Origin of the sequence: Solitalea koreensis, assembly GCF_900182575.1 — a bacterium.
Lineage (GTDB): Bacteria > Bacteroidota > Bacteroidia > Sphingobacteriales > Sphingobacteriaceae > Solitalea > Solitalea koreensis.
The window spans coordinates 191,599-209,925 of the sequence record NZ_FXSZ01000006.1 but is presented as its reverse complement, the minus strand read 5'-3'; the positions used below and the strand labels follow the sequence as shown (position 1 = coordinate 209,925).

At 38.4% G+C, this 18,327-nt stretch carries 13 protein-coding genes; 4 read left to right on the top strand and 9 right to left on the bottom strand.

Annotated features, from left to right (window positions below; all coding sequences use genetic code 11):
- Window positions 1-3: 3 nt before the first annotated feature.
- The 4 genes from FN756_RS10965 to FN756_RS10950 form a co-directional block, all read right to left on the bottom strand.
- The gene (locus tag FN756_RS10965) at window positions 4-2,304 is read right to left on the bottom strand and encodes a DUF5703 domain-containing protein (RefSeq protein WP_142604155.1); all 2,301 of its coding nucleotides are present in this window, start codon (window positions 2,302-2,304) and stop codon (window positions 4-6) included.
- Window positions 2,305-2,362: 58 nt separating this feature from the next.
- Window positions 2,363-4,606, bottom strand: coding sequence for a hypothetical protein (locus tag FN756_RS10960; protein ID WP_142604154.1), 2,244 nt, complete (start codon window positions 4,604-4,606; stop codon window positions 2,363-2,365).
- A 1,067-nt stretch (window positions 4,607-5,673) separates the two neighbouring features.
- Window positions 5,674-7,062 carry a tRNA uridine-5-carboxymethylaminomethyl(34) synthesis GTPase MnmE gene (gene mnmE, locus FN756_RS10955; protein WP_142604153.1) on the bottom strand — a complete coding sequence of 463 codons (1,389 nt, stop codon included), beginning with the start codon at window positions 7,060-7,062 and terminating at the stop codon, window positions 5,674-5,676.
- A gap of 115 nt (window positions 7,063-7,177) precedes the next feature.
- Window positions 7,178-7,957: a TIGR02757 family protein gene (locus FN756_RS10950; protein ID WP_142604152.1), complete on the bottom strand. Its 780-nt coding sequence runs from the start codon at window positions 7,955-7,957 to the stop codon at window positions 7,178-7,180.
- 86 nt (window positions 7,958-8,043) lie between these two features.
- On the opposite strand from FN756_RS10950, the gene FN756_RS10945 reads away from it, so the two are divergent.
- The gene (locus FN756_RS10945; RefSeq protein WP_142604151.1) at window positions 8,044-8,430 is read left to right on the top strand and encodes a VOC family protein; all 387 of its coding nucleotides are present in this window, start codon (window positions 8,044-8,046) and stop codon (window positions 8,428-8,430) included.
- 107 nt (window positions 8,431-8,537) lie between these two features.
- Entirely contained in the window at window positions 8,538-10,598 is a 2,061-nt protein-coding gene (locus tag FN756_RS10940) for a M3 family metallopeptidase (RefSeq protein ID WP_142604150.1), read from the top strand.
- A 94-nt stretch (window positions 10,599-10,692) separates the two neighbouring features.
- Here FN756_RS10940 and efp read toward each other — a convergent pair whose 3' ends face one another.
- The 5 genes from efp to FN756_RS10915 all read right to left on the bottom strand — a co-directional run bounded on the left by efp (window position 10,693) and on the right by FN756_RS10915 (window position 15,736).
- Window positions 10,693-11,259 carry an elongation factor P gene (gene efp, locus FN756_RS10935; protein WP_142604149.1) on the bottom strand — a complete coding sequence of 189 codons (567 nt, stop codon included), beginning with the start codon at window positions 11,257-11,259 and terminating at the stop codon, window positions 10,693-10,695.
- Between the two features lie 175 nt (window positions 11,260-11,434).
- Window positions 11,435-12,700, bottom strand: a complete 1,266-nt coding sequence (gene bioA / locus FN756_RS10930; protein WP_142604148.1) for an adenosylmethionine--8-amino-7-oxononanoate transaminase — start codon at window positions 12,698-12,700, stop codon at window positions 11,435-11,437.
- 76 nt (window positions 12,701-12,776) lie between these two features.
- The gene (dacB, locus tag FN756_RS10925; RefSeq protein ID WP_142604147.1) at window positions 12,777-14,183 is read right to left on the bottom strand and encodes a D-alanyl-D-alanine carboxypeptidase/D-alanyl-D-alanine endopeptidase; all 1,407 of its coding nucleotides are present in this window, start codon (window positions 14,181-14,183) and stop codon (window positions 12,777-12,779) included.
- Window positions 14,184-14,217: 34 nt separating this feature from the next.
- Complete coding sequence (locus FN756_RS10920; protein WP_142604146.1) at window positions 14,218-14,682, bottom strand: NUDIX domain-containing protein; 465 nt, start codon at window positions 14,680-14,682, stop codon at window positions 14,218-14,220.
- 82 nt (window positions 14,683-14,764) lie between these two features.
- Complete coding sequence (locus tag FN756_RS10915) at window positions 14,765-15,736, bottom strand: cation diffusion facilitator family transporter (RefSeq protein WP_142604195.1); 972 nt, start codon at window positions 15,734-15,736, stop codon at window positions 14,765-14,767.
- Window positions 15,737-15,961: 225 nt separating this feature from the next.
- On the opposite strand from FN756_RS10915, the gene FN756_RS10910 reads away from it, so the two are divergent.
- On the top strand, window positions 15,962-17,158 hold the full coding sequence (locus FN756_RS10910) for a pyridoxal phosphate-dependent aminotransferase (protein ID WP_185955255.1): 1,197 nt from the start codon (window positions 15,962-15,964) through the stop codon (window positions 17,156-17,158).
- A gap of 183 nt (window positions 17,159-17,341) precedes the next feature.
- Entirely contained in the window at window positions 17,342-18,322 is a 981-nt protein-coding gene (locus tag FN756_RS10905; protein WP_142604145.1) for a bifunctional heptose 7-phosphate kinase/heptose 1-phosphate adenyltransferase, read from the top strand.
- Window positions 18,323-18,327: the final 5 nt, after the last annotated feature.

Here is an 18,327-nt window from a genome sequence, read left to right as displayed (position 1 = left end):
CTCTTATTTTTTAGAATCTAAGCTGAAAGGAATGTTTTTGTATCTTTTCTTGACATAAGCGGTTCTATTACTCAATTTTTTGATGTTTTTCAACTGTAACAATTTCCCATTTTCATACTCCCCCTCATACACCTTCTTACCGGGTCCGGCTAGTTTAAAGCGCACATTCCATTCCCGGGGCCAGGCCGGCAACAGTGTCGCCTCATCATTATCATATTGCAGCAACATACGTTGCAGTGCAATCATGGCTACACAGCCATGATCCTGATCGGGTGTCCAATCGTAATTAGGACCCCAGAAAGCAGGAAAGAGAAAATAATTATCCCTCCTTGAAAAACTCTCAATAATCATTTTTTTAGCATCCTCTGCTAAGCCTAAATAAGCCGCCTGGATAGAATTTTGTTGCCAACCGCCGTTTTCTTTATGCGTTCTTGCCGCGAAGGTTCTAAGCGCCATATCAAGACCGGGCTTCCCTACCCCATAAGCCCTGTAAGGGAAAACGGCATAGAGTTCAGGATTTTCCGAGTTCGCTTTATTGCTGTATTCCTGTGCCGGCGCCAGCAGGGTATCCTTACCCTGTATTCTTAAGGGCACGGAAGGCAAATCCTGGATGAGTTTTGTCCATTGCTCCCTTTGTTCTTTGCTTGTAAACGGTACTGGCAACTGCAGCATTTTTTCAGCAACGGTTTTTATCCCTACAATTTCCGGTAAGGGGTTCACAGCGGTATGAAATGTTTCCAGCGACATAGCCGGATCAAAAAGGATTTTACCATCGCAGCCCCTTTTCCAATGCTGGTCATAAAAGGAGAGTATTTGCGATACAAAAGGCACTAATGTATCTTTTGCAAAGGCGCTGCTTTTAGTAAAGGAATAATAATCAGCCATTATGAGCGACAGTTCCAATCCATTCTGCCAGTAGTAGCGGATATAAGGATTTTTCACATAGCCATCCTTGAGACTATCCCTGTTGCATCCATAATCACCATCGGCATAGGTGCCCCAAAAATTCATGGTTTCAGGATAGAAAGCTCCATCATGGCCATAATATTTTTTGGTGGCTGCTATTCGCAAAGATAAGTTGTCCATATACATTTTGAACAATGGCTTCAGTAAATCAAAGTCGCCGGAAACCAACATGCTCCAATAAGGCAGGCGCGTGTTTTGCCACCAGTAGCACCCACCCCATAATCTAAAGTCGGCATCCAGTGCTTTGTAAGAACCATTCCTGTTGTAAGTATCTACTGTAAACAAACTACCGTTGAACTTGATGGGGGAATTGCCACGGCCACCACATGCGTTTATAAAACGCTGTAATATATAGGCACGTGTTACGTTTTCAGCCTCTACACTGTCCTTTGTATTTTTTGCACTTATGAAAATGTATGATTTGTTCCAGTATTCCTTCCACCAGGCCTTGTGCGCCACTTCTCGTTTACTAACCGAAATTGCTTTCATTGCATTTGCTTTTGTCAAAAGCTCCTTTTGCCATTCTTCAATACTGCCTTTTTTTGTTAAGGGGAATACGTTGATTTGAAAATGAGTTGAGGGTTGTTGGCTTATCAATACAGTATCGGATCTATTGATCAGGCCCTTTGCATCAATTAAAAGCCCGTAATTCAGGTTCAATAGCGGATCGGAACTACTTTTCGAAAACTCATCCAATGCTTGTATGGAAAGGTTTTTTCCAAAAATGGAATATGCATTATGATGATAAGCTACAATCTTGTTTGTATTGTTTGAAACTATTATATCCGGTTCTTGAAATATTACATTATCGCAGTCTTTAGTATGCTGATTTTCTCCAACACCCCAGAAAGAACGGCTTTCCTCGCCGGTTATTTGGCGGCGTTCTTTTCTCCAACTTTCGTAGGTTACTTGTACTTGAACAGGTTTGTTGCTTTGTATATCTGTCTGAATGACCGGATGATGCGCATCTACCCAAAATTTAATTTTGGTATCTCCATAGCTGATGCGGATCTCACCATTTTGAACATCCAATTCCTGCAAAAACCTTTGCTCTTTAAAAGGGCTTGGCGTAATGGAAAAACGTACTTTTCCTAACTTCAGCAATCTGCCTATCTCGCTCCACGCATCGGTTTTGGAAACATAAAATACAAGGTCCCCGTTATTTTCTACCCAAACATTGGCTCCCAAATCACCGTTTCCAATTGGCATCGAACCTTGCGAATTAACGCCAGGAGTTGTCCATTGGATATTGTAATCTTTAAGTGTTTTTGACTGAGCAAGAACTTGCGTTATCGCCAGAATGAAAAGAAATACTGTTAGTATTATTTTTTGAATCATGAATTGTTTGGTATTCTAAAAACTTAAAATTATCCAAAGCACGAGTCATACGTTCTCATTATATGATCTCTGCAAATGCAACTGTTTTTGTTTCGCCTGCTTTTATAGAAACAACCGGGCAGGTACTGATAAATCCCTGCTTGTAATTTTTGGATGGGTCGTTGTCTATAAATACCCGAACCTCCGCATCAAATTTTGTAGGGTTGGTAATAGTGATTTTGCTTCCATTCAGTTTGGCTTCCACATGATCAAACACTACCAATTCTTTTTTTACAGGATTGATGTAGATGCCTGGAATCTGGGCTACTGTAAGCATGGCGCTAACCTGCGCCCAGGTGTTTCCCTTAAAGATGTCGCCGATCTTTTCTTTTCCCTCCCAGTCACTAAGGTTTACCCTTTCGTTGATCCAGCCAACATGCTGCGCTTTAATGGGCCGGTCGGCACGTGCAATGTATTGCATGATATTGTGCGCTACATCGAACACCATTCCTAAGTATAATTTATTTCCGGTAGCCCTGTACAACTTAAACAGGCAATCACCGGATGCCGTACAAATGCCGGGACCACCATGTTTATTTTGCGTGCTGGCCCATACAGCTCCGGTAGTTTTCATATCCAACCGACCAAACAAAGTAGATTCAGGAAACTTGTAATCATAGCTCACCATCCAAGTTGAACAAAAAGCTGCAGCATCTTCAGCATAATTCAACCATTCTTTTTCCTGGGTAGTTTCATATAGGGCAACAAATGATTCGAGCATGGCAAAAGCTGACTCTGCATCGTTGTTTTGCAAAATTTCACTAGGGCCACCGCAGGATATTCCATTCACCGTAAAGTTTTTATAATAATACCGGGCAGCCTCTTTTGCCACATTCAGCCATTGCGGATTGTTTTCATATTTTGAGGCTAAGGCCAAACCTGCAATGGCCATAGCAGCGCTATTGCTACCTCCTGCTTTTATTTCGCCGGTTTCAATATCAATAAACTGCCCAAATTGATGATTTTCCTGCCATAGTTTTACAAAAGCGTTTACAAAGTTTTGCATTGGCGCTTTCCATTCAGCAGGCATTTGCCAGTTTGGATTTTTTGTTTTCTGTGAAAAACAATATTTATAAATAAAATATAAAGCATCGGCGTTTTTGCGAAGTAAAAGCAAATTGTCAGGATGCGGTTGTCCGAAACAGTCGCTGCACCATGCTTTACCATTTCCACAACTATAGAAGAAGCCGGATTTTGCCTGGCTTTGTGTAATGATTTTATAATAGTTTTCAAAAGACCTGACAGCTGATGAATCACCCCCAACTTCGCTTAAAGGAAGCGTTACCATGCAACCGCCAACCCAACCTAACTGCCATTTCATGTTCCAACCTTCACCACCCAATGTGTACAAGCTATCCTTTGCACTCCACAAATCGTTTTCCTGTCTTTCCATCAGTTCAAACGCTTTACTGAAAGGCAACTGATTAACATATTCAGAACTTCCAAATGCTTTGCGGATACTTAGGTATTTATTGTTTAAATCTTTGGGAGAAGAGAGATTGTCGAATGTGTAAACTTTATAACGAATGGTTACTTTATCCCCCTGTTTAAAATCCACCCCTGTTTCATTGGAAGGCGACAAATTGGTCATGGAATAATATTTTTCCCTTACACAAGGCGCTGCAATGGAAAACTCGGCTTTAGTTCGGGCCTCGTTTTCTTTAAAAATAAATATACTGTTACCCAGTTCAGTAGCTTGTTCTGTGAATATCCAAATACCTCTTTTTGTTTTAGGGAAATAAATGCCTAGAGCAGGTGTAGCCAGATCGCCGGTGTTTAAATCCATTCTAGATTCACCAACTTCTTTATTCAGCCGGGGTACATTGGTGATAGTTATCGGTAAATATTTGTTGTAATCCTTTTGTTTAAATAAAGGCGGATAGTGGTAATTCAACATATTAAAACGGTTTCCGTTGTAGGCCGCGGAGGGCATAATGACATAATTATCCACACTCCAGTTATCAATTAAAAAACTCAAGGCAACCCCTGCTTTTTCCGCATGGCCTTTGTCCAGTTGAAACGTTATTGCCTTCTCTTCCTTTGTTAATGAGGAATTATCTGCTGTTTTTTCGCAACTCCATATTGCATCATTTATATTAATGATAGACTTGTTATTCTTAAATGTAAAAACCTGTTGCCTTTCTGTTTTATTGCCATTATAGTAGCATACTTGTGCACTCATATGCACATTGGGCAGAGCCTGTTGGGAAAAGGATTGGAAACCTGCAAGTAATAATATGGACAGTATTTGTAATTTTTTCATCTGTAGATAATTTTTATAATAGATAAAAGAATTTTCAAATTGTTATGCCTTGAATTTTTTTCATTGTTTTTCTGAGACTCTTCACTTTTATTTTTTTTCTTCTTTCCATAGTTCGAAATCCTAAAGACCCCATAAGCTATTTTTAGATAGTGATGTTTTGCAATATTATATTTTGATTTCAATTAAACAATATAATTTTATAGTAGGAAAAATAGGTAAAGAGAGCAAACATTCACATGGAAAAATTTGCATTGAACGCTGGTCGTTTTTAATCATCTAATTCTACGGGGGGAGCCAGACTGCTACTCCTTTGGGTCCATGCCGAAATTATATTTTGTAATCATGTAACGATTTTTATCTTGAAGGGGTGATGCGGGGATATTGTTCTGCTCTTACAAAACTACGTCTTAAATCGGCAGGGTTCAGGTTCAAGATTGCAATGTAATCTGGAGAAACCGCATATTTGCCATTTTCATAGTATATAACATAGAAAATTTTTGGTACTAGGAAATCATTAATCTGGTTTCAATACGCTTTTTACACAATTCACGTAATACAAGAGAGTTCAACTCAAACTGAGCTCCTCGGTTGGCTTTGGCACAGGACCAGCAATTCCAGTAATGGTTTTGGAGAGAAAACAGCAGTAAAGACCGAACACGGAGAACTCTCCATAAAAGCACCCATAGATCGAGAAGCCTCTTTCGAACCACAAGTTCTGCCCGAGCGTAGCAAGCTTTCTGGATTGAAAAACTGGTCGTTTCCCTGTATGCCAAAGAAATGTCCAATTCGAATATTGAAGAGCAACCCAGAGAGTTATATGATTTTCGGCTGCCCATTACCGCCAAGGTAAATGAGGACGTTTGTCTGGCCCTGTCTATTTTATCAATCACCTGATTTACAATGTGAACCGAATAATTACTATCATCATTTCCTCTAAGGAAGGAGGAAAAACCTCGACCAACAATCGGCAAATAATTGAACACCAGGCCCTTTATCTTTCTCAATAATTCTTTTAATATGTATAAAGTGCGTTTTCTATAAACTTGTTATTTGGTTGTTTTGTACGATTACTTTCCAATACAAAACCTGGTAAAAATAGAATCCAACAGGTCCTCATTACTGATTGTTCCGGTGATGAGCCCTAAATGATGTAGAGCTCGCTTGATTTCGAACGCTAACAAATCTCCTCCGAATGATTGATCCATTAAACGTAAGGAATCATCCAAAGCTTCATAGGTATTATTCAGTGCTTCCACGTGACGAATGTTGGAAACAATAATCTCATCGTTATTCAACTGATCAACGTGTGCTTTGTGAAGTAATGTATCTGTAAACTGATCCAAATTCACTTTTTCCCGGGCAGATATCATCAGCAAATTATCGAAAGCTGAATACTCTTCTTTGAGTCGTTCTTCTGATAATTTATCCAGCTTATTGGCAATTAATAAAATGGATTCTTTGGCGGTATGGGCCGAAAGTTCTTCAACAATTAATTTGAGTTCCTCCGCTGAGGTTTCCTCCGGATCAAATAAATAAATAACCAATGCCGACTGACGTATCTTCTCATAGGCTTTCTCCACTCCTATTGCTTCAATGGTGTCAGTGGTTTCACGTATCCCGGCAGTATCGATAAAGCGGAATGTAATGCCAGCTATATTGATTTCATCTTCAATGGTATCACGGGTGGTACCGGCAATTTCTGAAACAATGGCTCGTTCCTCGTTCAATAAAGCATTCAACAGCGTAGACTTTCCAACGTTTGGTTTACCCGAAATTACAACCGGAATACCGTTTTTGATCGCGTTTCCTAATTCAAAGGAAGTAATCATTTTACGCACCACCTTTTGAATACTCTGAATCACAATTTTTAGCTGATCACGATTGGCAAACTCCACATCTTCTTCGGCAAAATCCAACTCCAGTTCAATTAAAGCAGCAAAATCGATTAGCTGCTGGCGCAATGCTTTCAACTCGTGCGAATAACCGCCACGCAATTGCCGCAAGGCTAAAGTATGCGAAGCTTCGTTTTTTGAAGCTATCAAATCAGCCACGGCTTCCGCTTGTGAAAGATCCAGTTGTCCATTCAAAAAAGCCCTCAGTGTATATTCTCCCGCTTTTGCGGATCGCGCTCCTTTTCGAATAAAAAGTTTAATCAGCTGTTCGATGATGTAGGGAGATGCGTGACAAGAAATTTCAACAGTATTTTCTTTGGTGTACGAACGTGGCGCAATAAAAACGCTTGCCAATACCTCATCGATGATTTTATCACCATCAACGATATTTCCAAAATGGATAGTATGAGAGGCCTGTTGCTCAAGATCCTTCCCGCTAAAAACAGAACCCGCAATTTTTATAGCATCAGGCCCCGATAAACGAATCACGGCAATAGCTCCGACGCCGTTGGGAGTAGCAAGAGCAACAATAGTATCTTCTGAATATGGTGATGTTTGAAGCATTAATTTTTAAATGAGCGAGTGAATGAATGATGGAACGATAGAATTTACTGAATGTAATAACATCTCAAAGATACTAAATCAAGTAATCGGTGTAATCGCAATTGAATAATCGGTATTAAAACTTTTCTTCAATGCCTAAACCAAATAAGGCGAAATCATATTTTACAGGATCATTGACATCCATGACTCTCAGGTTTTCGGTTAATTCCAAGGCAGTTTGCCAGTCGACCTGTTTACGGGTTATCAGTCCGACTTTACGAGCTACCCGTTCAACATGTAAATCCAGCGGACAAATAAGGTCTTTCATCTGTAGCGTATTCCAGATTCCAAAATCAACCCCTTTATCATCTTTACGCACCATCCAACGCAAAAACATATTCAATCGCTTGCAGGTCGATTTATTGTGCGGACTGGTAACATGCTTGCGCGTACGATGCGGATAATCGGGCAGTGAAAAGAAATTAGCCTGGAAATTAGTTAAGCTCGATTCTATTCCATTGCCTAAAAAAGCAGCTTCCAAACTTTCGTGTTTTTGATAATGCTCTTTAAAAAACGCTATAAAATAAAGTGTATCGGTAGCGTTAAAGGTGCGATGCTTAAATTCCAGGAAGCGTTTTAAATCCTGTTCCTGATGATTTACGATAAAATCATGCGGAGCGCCGTCCATTAAACTGATTAGCTCTTTGCACTTATTAATAATGGTAACCCTTTGCCCCCAGGCCAACATCGCTGCCCAAAAACCCATGATCTCAATATCCTGCTTCTTTGTAAATGAGTGCGGAATACAAATCGGGTCGTTGTTAATAAAAACCGGTTGATTGTATTGCTCAACTTTTGAATCAAGGAAGGCCTGAAGGTTAGAAAGCGAAGAATTAGGAATGAGTGTTGGTGGCATGGCACAGAAATACAAAATATTACAGCCTTAAAGGTCTTAATTTTCCTAAACCTTTGGTAATTTGTATCTATATTTTCAAAGAACCAATGATCAAGACCAGAGGTTTAACCCATATCGCACTTAAAGTGAAAGACGTTAAACGTTCTTCCCGCTTTTACCAAAAGGTTTTTGGAACCGATGAGATGTATAATGCTGAAGGATTTATTCAGGTTCAAACTCCCGGAAGCCATGATATCATTGTATTTGAGCAGTCAGAAATACAACTTGCTCAAACAGGAGGCATCATTCACTTTGGTTTCCGGTTAATCCATATTGAAGATATAAAAAACGTAGTCAAGGAGGTTGAAGATGCCGGGGGAATCATTAAGGAACAAGGGGAATTCTGCCCTGGCGAACCTTATGTTTTATTTTATGATCCCGACGGATACGAAATTGAGGTATGGTATGAGTTACCTTTGGCACGCTTTAATTGAAGCTTGAAAGAAAATTAGTTTGGAAAGTACTTTTTTTCGTACTTCGCCCTGTCAAAGAAATCTTCTAATCAATAATCACTTAAATACTAATTTTAAAAACCCAAAACATGCATCTAAAACCCTTTGTTTTAACAGCGTTTATGGCATTAGCAACGAATGGCTTTGCACAAACTATAACTACTACGAATCCGTTATTGGTACATTCAAATGCTCCGATTCAATTCGATAACGTAAATGCAAATGTGATACAAAATGCGGTGTCATCGGTAATTGCTGCATCAGATGCACGCGTAAAAGCGATCATTGCCGTCCCTAAAAATGGGCAAACCGTTTCCAACACATTAATGGCTGCCGACGAGTTACAGTATAACATTTCTGATCTGAGCATAAAATTGGGTCTGATAAGTTCAACGTATGCAGATGATAAAACCCGAAATGCAGCCAATGATCAAAATGAAGTCTTGTCGTTATATGCAACCAATCTTTATTTAAATGAAGGACTTTATAAAGCATTAAAGCAATATGCCGGTTCTGCAGATGCTAAACAATTACATCCTAATCAAGAGAAGTTTCTTCGTGAAACCATTTTAACATTTGAGAAAAATGGGATGAAACTCGATGCAAAAGGAAGAAAAGAGTTAGAAGCCATCAACAAAAAATTAATTGATTTAGGTACACAGTTCGACAAAAATATTGCTGAGTCAAAAGACAGCATTGAGTTCAGTGCTGATGATTTAAAAGGCATCCCGGCAAATACCATAGCACCATGGAAAAGAGCTAACGGAAAATATATGGTGTATGTTAACGGGCCCAACTATACTGCGCTAGTGTACAATTCTCCAAATGAAGCTACCAGACGTTCCATGTACCAGCATTATAATAACCGAGCATACCCTCAGAACATTAAAGTACTTGACAGCCTTTTCTACTATCGTAATGTATTGGCTCTAAAGCTGGGCTTCAAAAGCTTTGCTGAATATGCTTTGGTTGACAAGATGGCGGCAACTCCTGCTAATGTCTGGAAATTTGAAAATGATCTGGTAGCTAAATTAACACCTCATGTTACAGAACAACTGAATGAATTAAAGCAGCTCAAAAAACAGTTAAACCCTGAACTATCCGACACCTTTAATTACTGGGATCTTCTTTACTACCAAAAGCAATTATTGGATACCAAATATCAATTAAATACTGATGAGGTAAAACAATATTTCGAAATGAATAATACCATAAAAGGAATGTTCTCGGTGTATGAAAAGTTATTCAATATTGGCATTAAAGAAGTAACGAATGTGCCCAAATGGTATTCAAAAGTAAAAACCTATGAGATGTTTAAAGACGGAAAGAAAATAGGCAGTTTCTATCTTGATCTATACCCGCGACCTAACAAATACACCCATTTTGCCTGTTTCCCAATTAATCAATACAGAATAGCTGATGGAAAGGAAGTACTGCCGGTTTCTGCACTTATCTGTAATTTCCCTGAAGGTAATGCAAATGAACCTTCTCTTCTAAATCATTCTGATGTAATCACTATGTTTCATGAGTTTGGTCACTTGGTACATTCCATGCTGGGTCGTTCGGATATTGCAGCACAAGGACCTTTTAACGTAAAAGGAGATTTTACTGAAGCACCCTCACAATTCCTTGAAAACTGGTGCTGGGAATATGAATCATTGAAAATGCTGGCTCGTAATTATAAAACAGGTGCTCAATTGCCGGAGTCGTTGTTTAATAAAATGAAAAAAGCACAAAATGTAAGCAGTGCTATTTTCTCTATACGTCAAGTTTATTTAGGCACGCTTGATCTTACTTATGAAGATAAATATGAAAACAATAAAGATCAGAGTATAGTTCAGGTGGATAAAAATCTTTTCACTTCTATGATGCAAATGCCTTACCCGGAAGGCAGCCATTTCATCTGTAGCTTTGGCCATTTAAATGGTTACGCAGCCAACTATTATGGCTATTTATGGTCGAAAGTTTTTGCGCAAGACATGTTCTCTGTATTTCAGAAAAACGGAGTAATGGATACCAAAACCGGCGTTAAATACCGTAAAGAAATTTTAGAAAAAGCCTCTACTATTGAGGAAATGGATATGCTTCGTAACTTTTTAGGTAGAGAACCTAATTCTGAAGCCTTTTTAAAGTCGTTAGGTATTCAGTAAGCCTCGACTCCGTTCAAGCTAAACAATGCCTAAAAAGCATAAAAAAACTCCCTACAGCAAGTAACTATAGGGAGTTTTTTTTAGTTGAGAGGATTTACTTAACCCTTTCCATGTATTCGCCGGTTGTGGCGTTAATTTTAATTTTCTCACCTGCTTCAACAAACAAAGGAACGTTTACCGTTGCTCCTGTTTCTATGGTAGCTGCTTTTAATACTCTGCCCGATGAGGTATCACCTTTAACGGCATTTTCAGTATAGGTAACTTCTAACTCCACATACGTGGGAGGTTCAGCATATACCGGTTTATCTTCATCATCAAATTTCACAAGTACAATGGTGTTTTCTTTCAGGTATTTCAAAGAATCGCCAAAAAGCGCCATCGGTACAGGAATTTGCTCGTACGATTCCTGATTCATACAAATTAATGAATCACTTTCCTGGTACAGGTATTGCAATTCATGCGTTTCCACTCTTACCAACTCAATTTTCTCACCCGAACGAAACCTGATCTCACTCTGACGGCCTGTTTGTACGTTACGGCTCTTTACCGTGTAAATGGCATTTCCTTTACCTGGAGTAATGTGGGTATAATCGGTGATCATTACCAGTTCACCATTGTATCTTAAAAAAGCACCTTTTGAAATATCGGATGTGGTTGCCATAATGTAAGTTGAATTTTAAAAATAAAGCACAAAGGTAAGATTAAAGAGTAAAGAGCAAAGATGAAAGACAAAAGATTAAAGATCAATATCTGACATTTCACCATTTATCTAATCTTATTACTACATTACTACAACTTTTCGTTTTCTGCTTTTAAGCTTTATTTTACCTTCCAATCTAAAACCTTGCTAAGGCTTCCTTAATTTTTCCGTAAACAAAATCCAGTTCCTCTTCGGTTACGCAGTACGGAGGAAGAAGATAAATTATATTTCCCAATGGCCGTAAGATTATGCCATCAGCAAGGAAGAAATTATACAACTCATCGCGAAGATTATTGAAATATGATGTTTCATTTCCGGTGTTCCACTCCATGGCGATAATCGTTCCGCGAACCCGGACATCTTTCAACTTCTCATGATTTCGAATGCTTTCAGCAAATTTCAAATGCTTGCGACAGATCATCGCAATTTGATCCTGGGTTTGTTCACTTAATAATAAATCCATACTGGCTAATGATGCCGCACAAGCCACAGGATTAGCCGTAAATGAATGCCCATGAAACAAGGTTTTCATTTTATCGTCAGAAAGAAACTGATCGTAGATTTTACTATCGCAAGAAGTAATTCCCAACGGCATAGTTCCACCGGTTAACCCTTTTGAAAAGCACATCATATCGGGTTGTTCGGTTAGGTAATAACTGGCAAACAATTTTCCTGTGCGACCAAAACCAGTCATTACTTCATCGGCAATAATTAAAATATCATTTTCACGACACATCTTTATCAATGCATCCAACGGTTCAGGTTCATACATCAACATTCCTCCGGCTCCCTGAATTAAGGGCTCAAAAATGAAGGAGGAGATTTGATTTCCAATTGCTGAAACTCGCGCTTTAAGCGCTTCCAAATTATCTTTTGTCGGAACGTCAATGTATTCAACTTCAAACAATAAACCTTCAAACGGCTGAGTAAAGGCGCTTCGGGCGCTTACGCTCATGGCTCCAAATGTATCGCCGTGGTAGGAGTTGTTAAATGCTAACACTTTTTTCTTTTCCGCACCTCTATTGTTCCAGTATTGAAACGCCATTTTCAAGGCTACTTCAACTGCTGTTGAACCATTATCTGAATAAAAGATTTTTTGCTGAGAAGATGGTAAAATCTTTAATAAACGTTCAGCCAATTCAACCGCTGCGGGATGCGTAAATCCGGCAAAAATCACGTGCTCTAACGTTTTCAATTGCTCAAAAACTTTTTCGGCAATGTAGGGATGCGAATGTCCATGTATATTTACCCACCAAGAGGCAACCATATCCATGTAACGCTTGCCCTTTTCATCAATTAAATACAAGCCTTCACCCTTTACAATTGGAATTGGAGGTGCGGCAGTTTTCATTTGGGTGTAAGGATGCCATATTGCTTGTAAATCGCGATCAGCTAAAGTCATTTATTATAAGTTATTGGGTTATTAAATTTATTCAGCTCAATCCCTCTCCAATTGAAGAGCGATTGAGGGTAAAGCTTTATTTTAATTCATCCAGCACTTTCCACATCTTTTGTCGCACGGTAGTCGGGCTGCCATTAAAATTAGTTACGATGAAGGAAAACACGTATGTAGTTCCTGATTTAGCCGTAACATATCCGGCATATGAACGTACATTATTGATGTAACCATCTTTCATTTTCATACCGTTCAAATCAGGTAAACTGGCGTAAAAACTGTTGAACCACGATTGTTTTCGGGCAAATAGCAGCACATTAGCCATAACCGAGGATGAAATACGATCTGCCGGCGAAAGCCCGCTCCCATCAAAAACAGTAATGGCATTATCATCAATCCCTTTTGCTTTCCAAAAATCCTTCAACACTTTGATACCATTATCAGTAGTTGCTTCCCTTCCGTTATTTAGTGCCAAAGTTTTAAGCAAATGTTCACCATATAAATTCACACTTTTTTTATTCAACCAAAAAACGATTTTATCTAGTTTAGGAGAAGTTGTGGTAAAGAAAGTGTAATTATTTTGAGGGAATGGATGTTTTTGGACGGAGTAAAGTCGCGCAGTAGAAACATTTCCTTTTACCAGAATTCCTGCATTTTTCAAGGCTGCTCTCATACGGAAAACACATGCATAGCCTGGATCCGGAATTGCACCCGAAATTGAAAAATTCTTCTCATCCAAACCAACAGTTCCACGCAAATAGGCTACCCGGCTATAAGGAGGCAGGTACACATAAGCATTATCTCCTGATCCCTTCTCCCCTGTTTTTAATTCATTAATAAGTTCAATGTAATCAACTAAGGGCTCTGTTCGTTGAATAGTTACTGAATCGCCAACAGTAACTCCCGGTTTCAAATAGATATTAAACTGATTTTCGCGCCATGTTAATGCTGAATTTCCGGCTCCATAATAATTCCCTATATCTTGCCAAATCCAACCATCAGGTATTGATTGCGTTCCGAATAAACGGTCATCAGCCAACAAATCACCGTCAATTTCCTTAATACCAAGTTTGCGAATGGCTTCAATCCAACTATTTAAAACGATTTCCTCCCTTGTATTTTCATATCTCCAACTTCCTAAAGTAGGATCACCTCCTCCTTTTACAATTAAAGCACCTTTTAAAACTCCATTTATTAGGTTTCCATTGTATTGCAGTTCTGTTTTATAGGTATAATTTTCGCCTAACAACGCCAAAGCAGTTGACGATGTGAGTATTTTTAAGGTGGATGCCGGTGCTAAACCTAAATTAGGGTTGTATGAAAACACTTCCTTCCCCGTTGAAGCGTTTAATACTGTAAGTGAAAATGTACCGTATTTTAATTGTTCGTCATTTTGGATAAATGAAACCGCAGCACTCAGTTTGCCTTGTAATTGAGCATTTACAGTTGTTGAAAGAAAAAGAAATAAGACAGACAATGTTTTGTACATGGATCGAAATACTTTTTGATTCGCGAGAAAATTACTAAAACTTAGTTTGATTGAGCATTTCAGCCACATGTTTATCTACAGGGAAAGTCATATCGGCCGAAGATAAACGTTCTAACGGTATCCACCGAAAACATTGGGCAGGTTCTGTCTTTTCTAAAAAATCAAAGGCATTTTTAACAATTCGAATAGTTAAAGCTGAGCTATTCTTAACCAGATAGTAAATGCTAATGAGTTGTCCGGTTCCAAACATTGATTCTACAAAGAAATCGGTAGTATAAAAATGCTTCAAAACTTCAATTTCGCAGTTGCATTCTTCTTGAAATTCACGTTTTAAGCCCTCAATTGTACCTTCACCAAACTCCAAACCTCCACCGGGAAACTTAGAAAACTCCATTCCGTACTCCCATTCATCACTCACCAAAACTTCATTTCGATCATTTATTAAAATACCATAAACTCTTATATTAAAACGTTTTGTTTGGTTCTGTATGGTAGTCATTTGTACATCAAGTTATTTGTTAATAGTCGATAGTCTATGGTATGGATGTGATAAAACAGCACAAACACCATGAACTGTGGCCTCAAAAGTGTTTCTGATTTTCCATCAGAATATCGATGGTCCAATCTACTTCTTTACTGAAAGGTTCTGTTCGCACAGGGCAGTTTTTCATTCTGCAATAATGACAACACTCGGGCAAGCAGGGATCTACATGGATAAAATGCTCCACATTAGCACCTATTTCCGACCGTATTAGATCTTCGACAGCACGAACCTGTTCATGCGATTGGCTCAATTCAAAATAATAAGGCATGGTAAGATGACAATCAATATGCATATCAGGCCCATATTGTTGAACCCTCAAGTTATGTATATCAATCCATTCGTCTCTTCGGTTAATATTCAGAATATGAACAACTTTATCGACCAACTTAAAATCAGATTCATCCATCAAGCCTGCAACAAACTTTCGAACCAATTTATAACCACTATAGATTACATAAATTCCAATAATAATTGATAAAATGCTATCGATAATTACAATGCCCGTTAGCTTGATAATGACCAACCCGCCAATCACCCCTGCACTGCTGTAAGCATCAGTCATCAAATGTTTTCCATCAGCTTCAAGCGTAATTGAATTATTTTTTTTGCCCGATTGTATAAGCATATAGCCTAAAACAAAATTAACAAGTCCGGTTATCGCAACTAAAATAATACCCGTACCAAGGTTGGTTATATGATGATGCTGAAAAACAGAATAACCTGATTTGATGATGATAAGTATACCGGCAATCAAGATGAGTATACCTTCAATTCCTACCGCAAAAAATTCAACTTTCCCATGTCCATACGGGTGATTTTTATCGCGAGGAATGGAGCTCAGATGAATGCTGTAGTAAGCAAAACAGCTCGCTACAACATTTACTATACTTTCTGCAGCATCGGTTAAAATAACATTTGAAGCGGTAAGAAAATAAGCCAGAAACTTAACTAGCATTAGGATTACCGATATAAAAATGGCTATGAGGATAATTCGCTTAGGGCTTCTCAAATCAAGAGGTTTTTGATGTTGCAAATTTATCAAATTATAAACCGGGATCGCAGAATCAAAGCAAACTAAGCTTGCATCATTGTAAAACAAGCCAAACCGTTTTACAATTTTGTCAACAAACAAAACAATATGTTATTATATTTTCAATATTATTAAATTTTTATTTTCAAATTGAATGAAACACAAGTTGAAAATTATCTATATTTGCCTGAAACAAGTATTAAAATGAGCCTAAAACTATCAGATCGTATAAATAAACTAGAGGAATCAGCTACTATTCTTATGTCAAAAAAGGCAAGAGAATTAACTGCTAAAGGAGTTGACGTAATTAATTTAAGTCTTGGCGAACCCGATTTTACTACACCCAAACATATATGTGATGCAGCCAAAAGCGCATTAGACGCAGGATATACATTTTACACACCGGTTGCCGGATACTTAGACCTTCGTCAGGCAATTGCAGGAAAACTAAAACGTGAAAACGGACTTGAGTATTCTGCTGATCAAATTGTTGTTTCAACCGGAGCTAAACAATCATTAGCTAATGCTGTGATGACTTTGGTAAATCCAGGTGATGAAGTTATTATTCCCACTCCTTACTGGGTTTCTTATTCAGAGATGGTGAAATTAGCAGAAGGTACCAGTGTATTTATTGCAACAACGGTTGAAAGCAACTTCAAAATTACTCCTGCTCAACTTGAAGCCGCTATCACTCCAAAATCAAAAGTGTTCATGTTCTCTTCTCCTTGTAACCCTACCGGTTCGGTTTACAGTAAAGAGGAATTAGCAGCTTTGGTAAAAGTATTCGAAAAACATCCGGACATCTACATCATTTCCGATGAAATTTACGAACACATTAACTTTGGTACCGAGCATAACAGCATCGCTTCGTTTGATAGTATTCGTGATCGTGTTGTTATCATCAATGGTTTTTCAAAAGGTTATGCAATGACCGGCTGGAGATTGGGTTACATGGCTGCAACTAAAGCAATAGCTGCCGCATGCGATAAAATGCAAAGCCAAATCACTTCAGGAACATGTTCTATTGCACAGCGCGCTGCAATTACTGCCTTAACTTCTGATATGACTCCAACTTATGAAATGCGTGAGGCATTCAGAAAACGTCGTGCCATTGTTTATGATTTGATTAAAGATATCCCGGGAATGAAATCCAACTTCCCTGAAGGAGCATTTTATTTCTTTCCTGATGTAAGTTCTTTCTTTGGAAAATCGTACAACGGAACAGTAATTAAAGATGCTAACGAATTAGCTTTGCTTTTGTTAAGTGAAGCTCATGTTTCAACCGTTTCAGGTGAATCATTCGGTGATCCAAACTCAATTCGTTTTTCGTACGCAACCTCTGAAGATAAACTAATCGAAGCCATGCGCAGAATCAAAGCATTTCTTTCAGAATTGAAATAAACTTTAGTTATTATAGAAAGTAAAAACTCCGACAGATTACTGCCGGAGTTTTTTTATGGTGAATATAGCAGTCATAGTGAAATTTCAACTTAGATGTTTCAAACATTCTTAACAATAATATCTAATTTTAGCGCCCAATTGAAGCTTGTGGAACCAACAACGAATTACCACTAACGATTACAAATGAAGGACATCTTTAAAAAGTTCGAAAAACTCAATATTTTAATAATTGGCGATGTAATGATTGATGCTTACTTGTGGGGTAAAGTTGATCGTATTTCGCCAGAAGCTCCGGTTCCTATTCTTTCGGTAACCAAACGCGAAAACCGTTTGGGAGGAGCAGCTAACGTTGCATTGAATATTCAGGCAATGGGTGCCAACCCGATTATATGCTCGGTTATTGGAAATGATTCACATAGCTCAACATTTGTTCAGTTATTAAATGAACAAAACATAAGTACCGAAGGCATTGTAAAAAGTGAAGATCGTATTACCACGATGAAAACCCGCTTATTGGGTCATCACCAGCAAATGTTACGTGTAGATTCAGAAATCACTCATGAAATTAGTCATGATGAAACCGATGCATTACTGAATCGCATTCAACTCTTGCTTAAAACGCACTCAATCGATGCTATTATTTTTGAAGATTACGATAAAGGTGTAATTACGGTAAAACTCATTGAAGCCGTAGTTGAGCTCGCCAAAGCTGCCAACATACCAACCATAGTCGATCCTAAAAAACGTAACTTCCTGCATTATAAAAATGTCACCCTGTTTAAACCCAATCTAAAAGAATTAAAAGAAGGTTTAAAGATTGATTTTGATGTTCGTAATAATGAGCAATTAAAAAATGCCATCGAACATTTAAAAGAGAAACTAGGTGCCGAAATGGTGATGGTTACATTATCTGAACTGGGCATTTACATTAATGCTCAAAATGAAAAAGTGTTAATTCCGGCACATATCCGCGATATTTCTGATGTTTCCGGCGCAGGTGATACCGTAGTAAGCGTTGCAGCATTGGGACTTGCCGCTGGATTAAACCCAACTCGCTTTACCGCTTTAGCCAATTTAGCCGGTGGATTGGTTTGTGAAAAAGTAGGTGTTGTGCCCGTTGATAAAGATCAATTATTGGAAGAAGCCAAGAAAAATAAAATCTAGGCTGA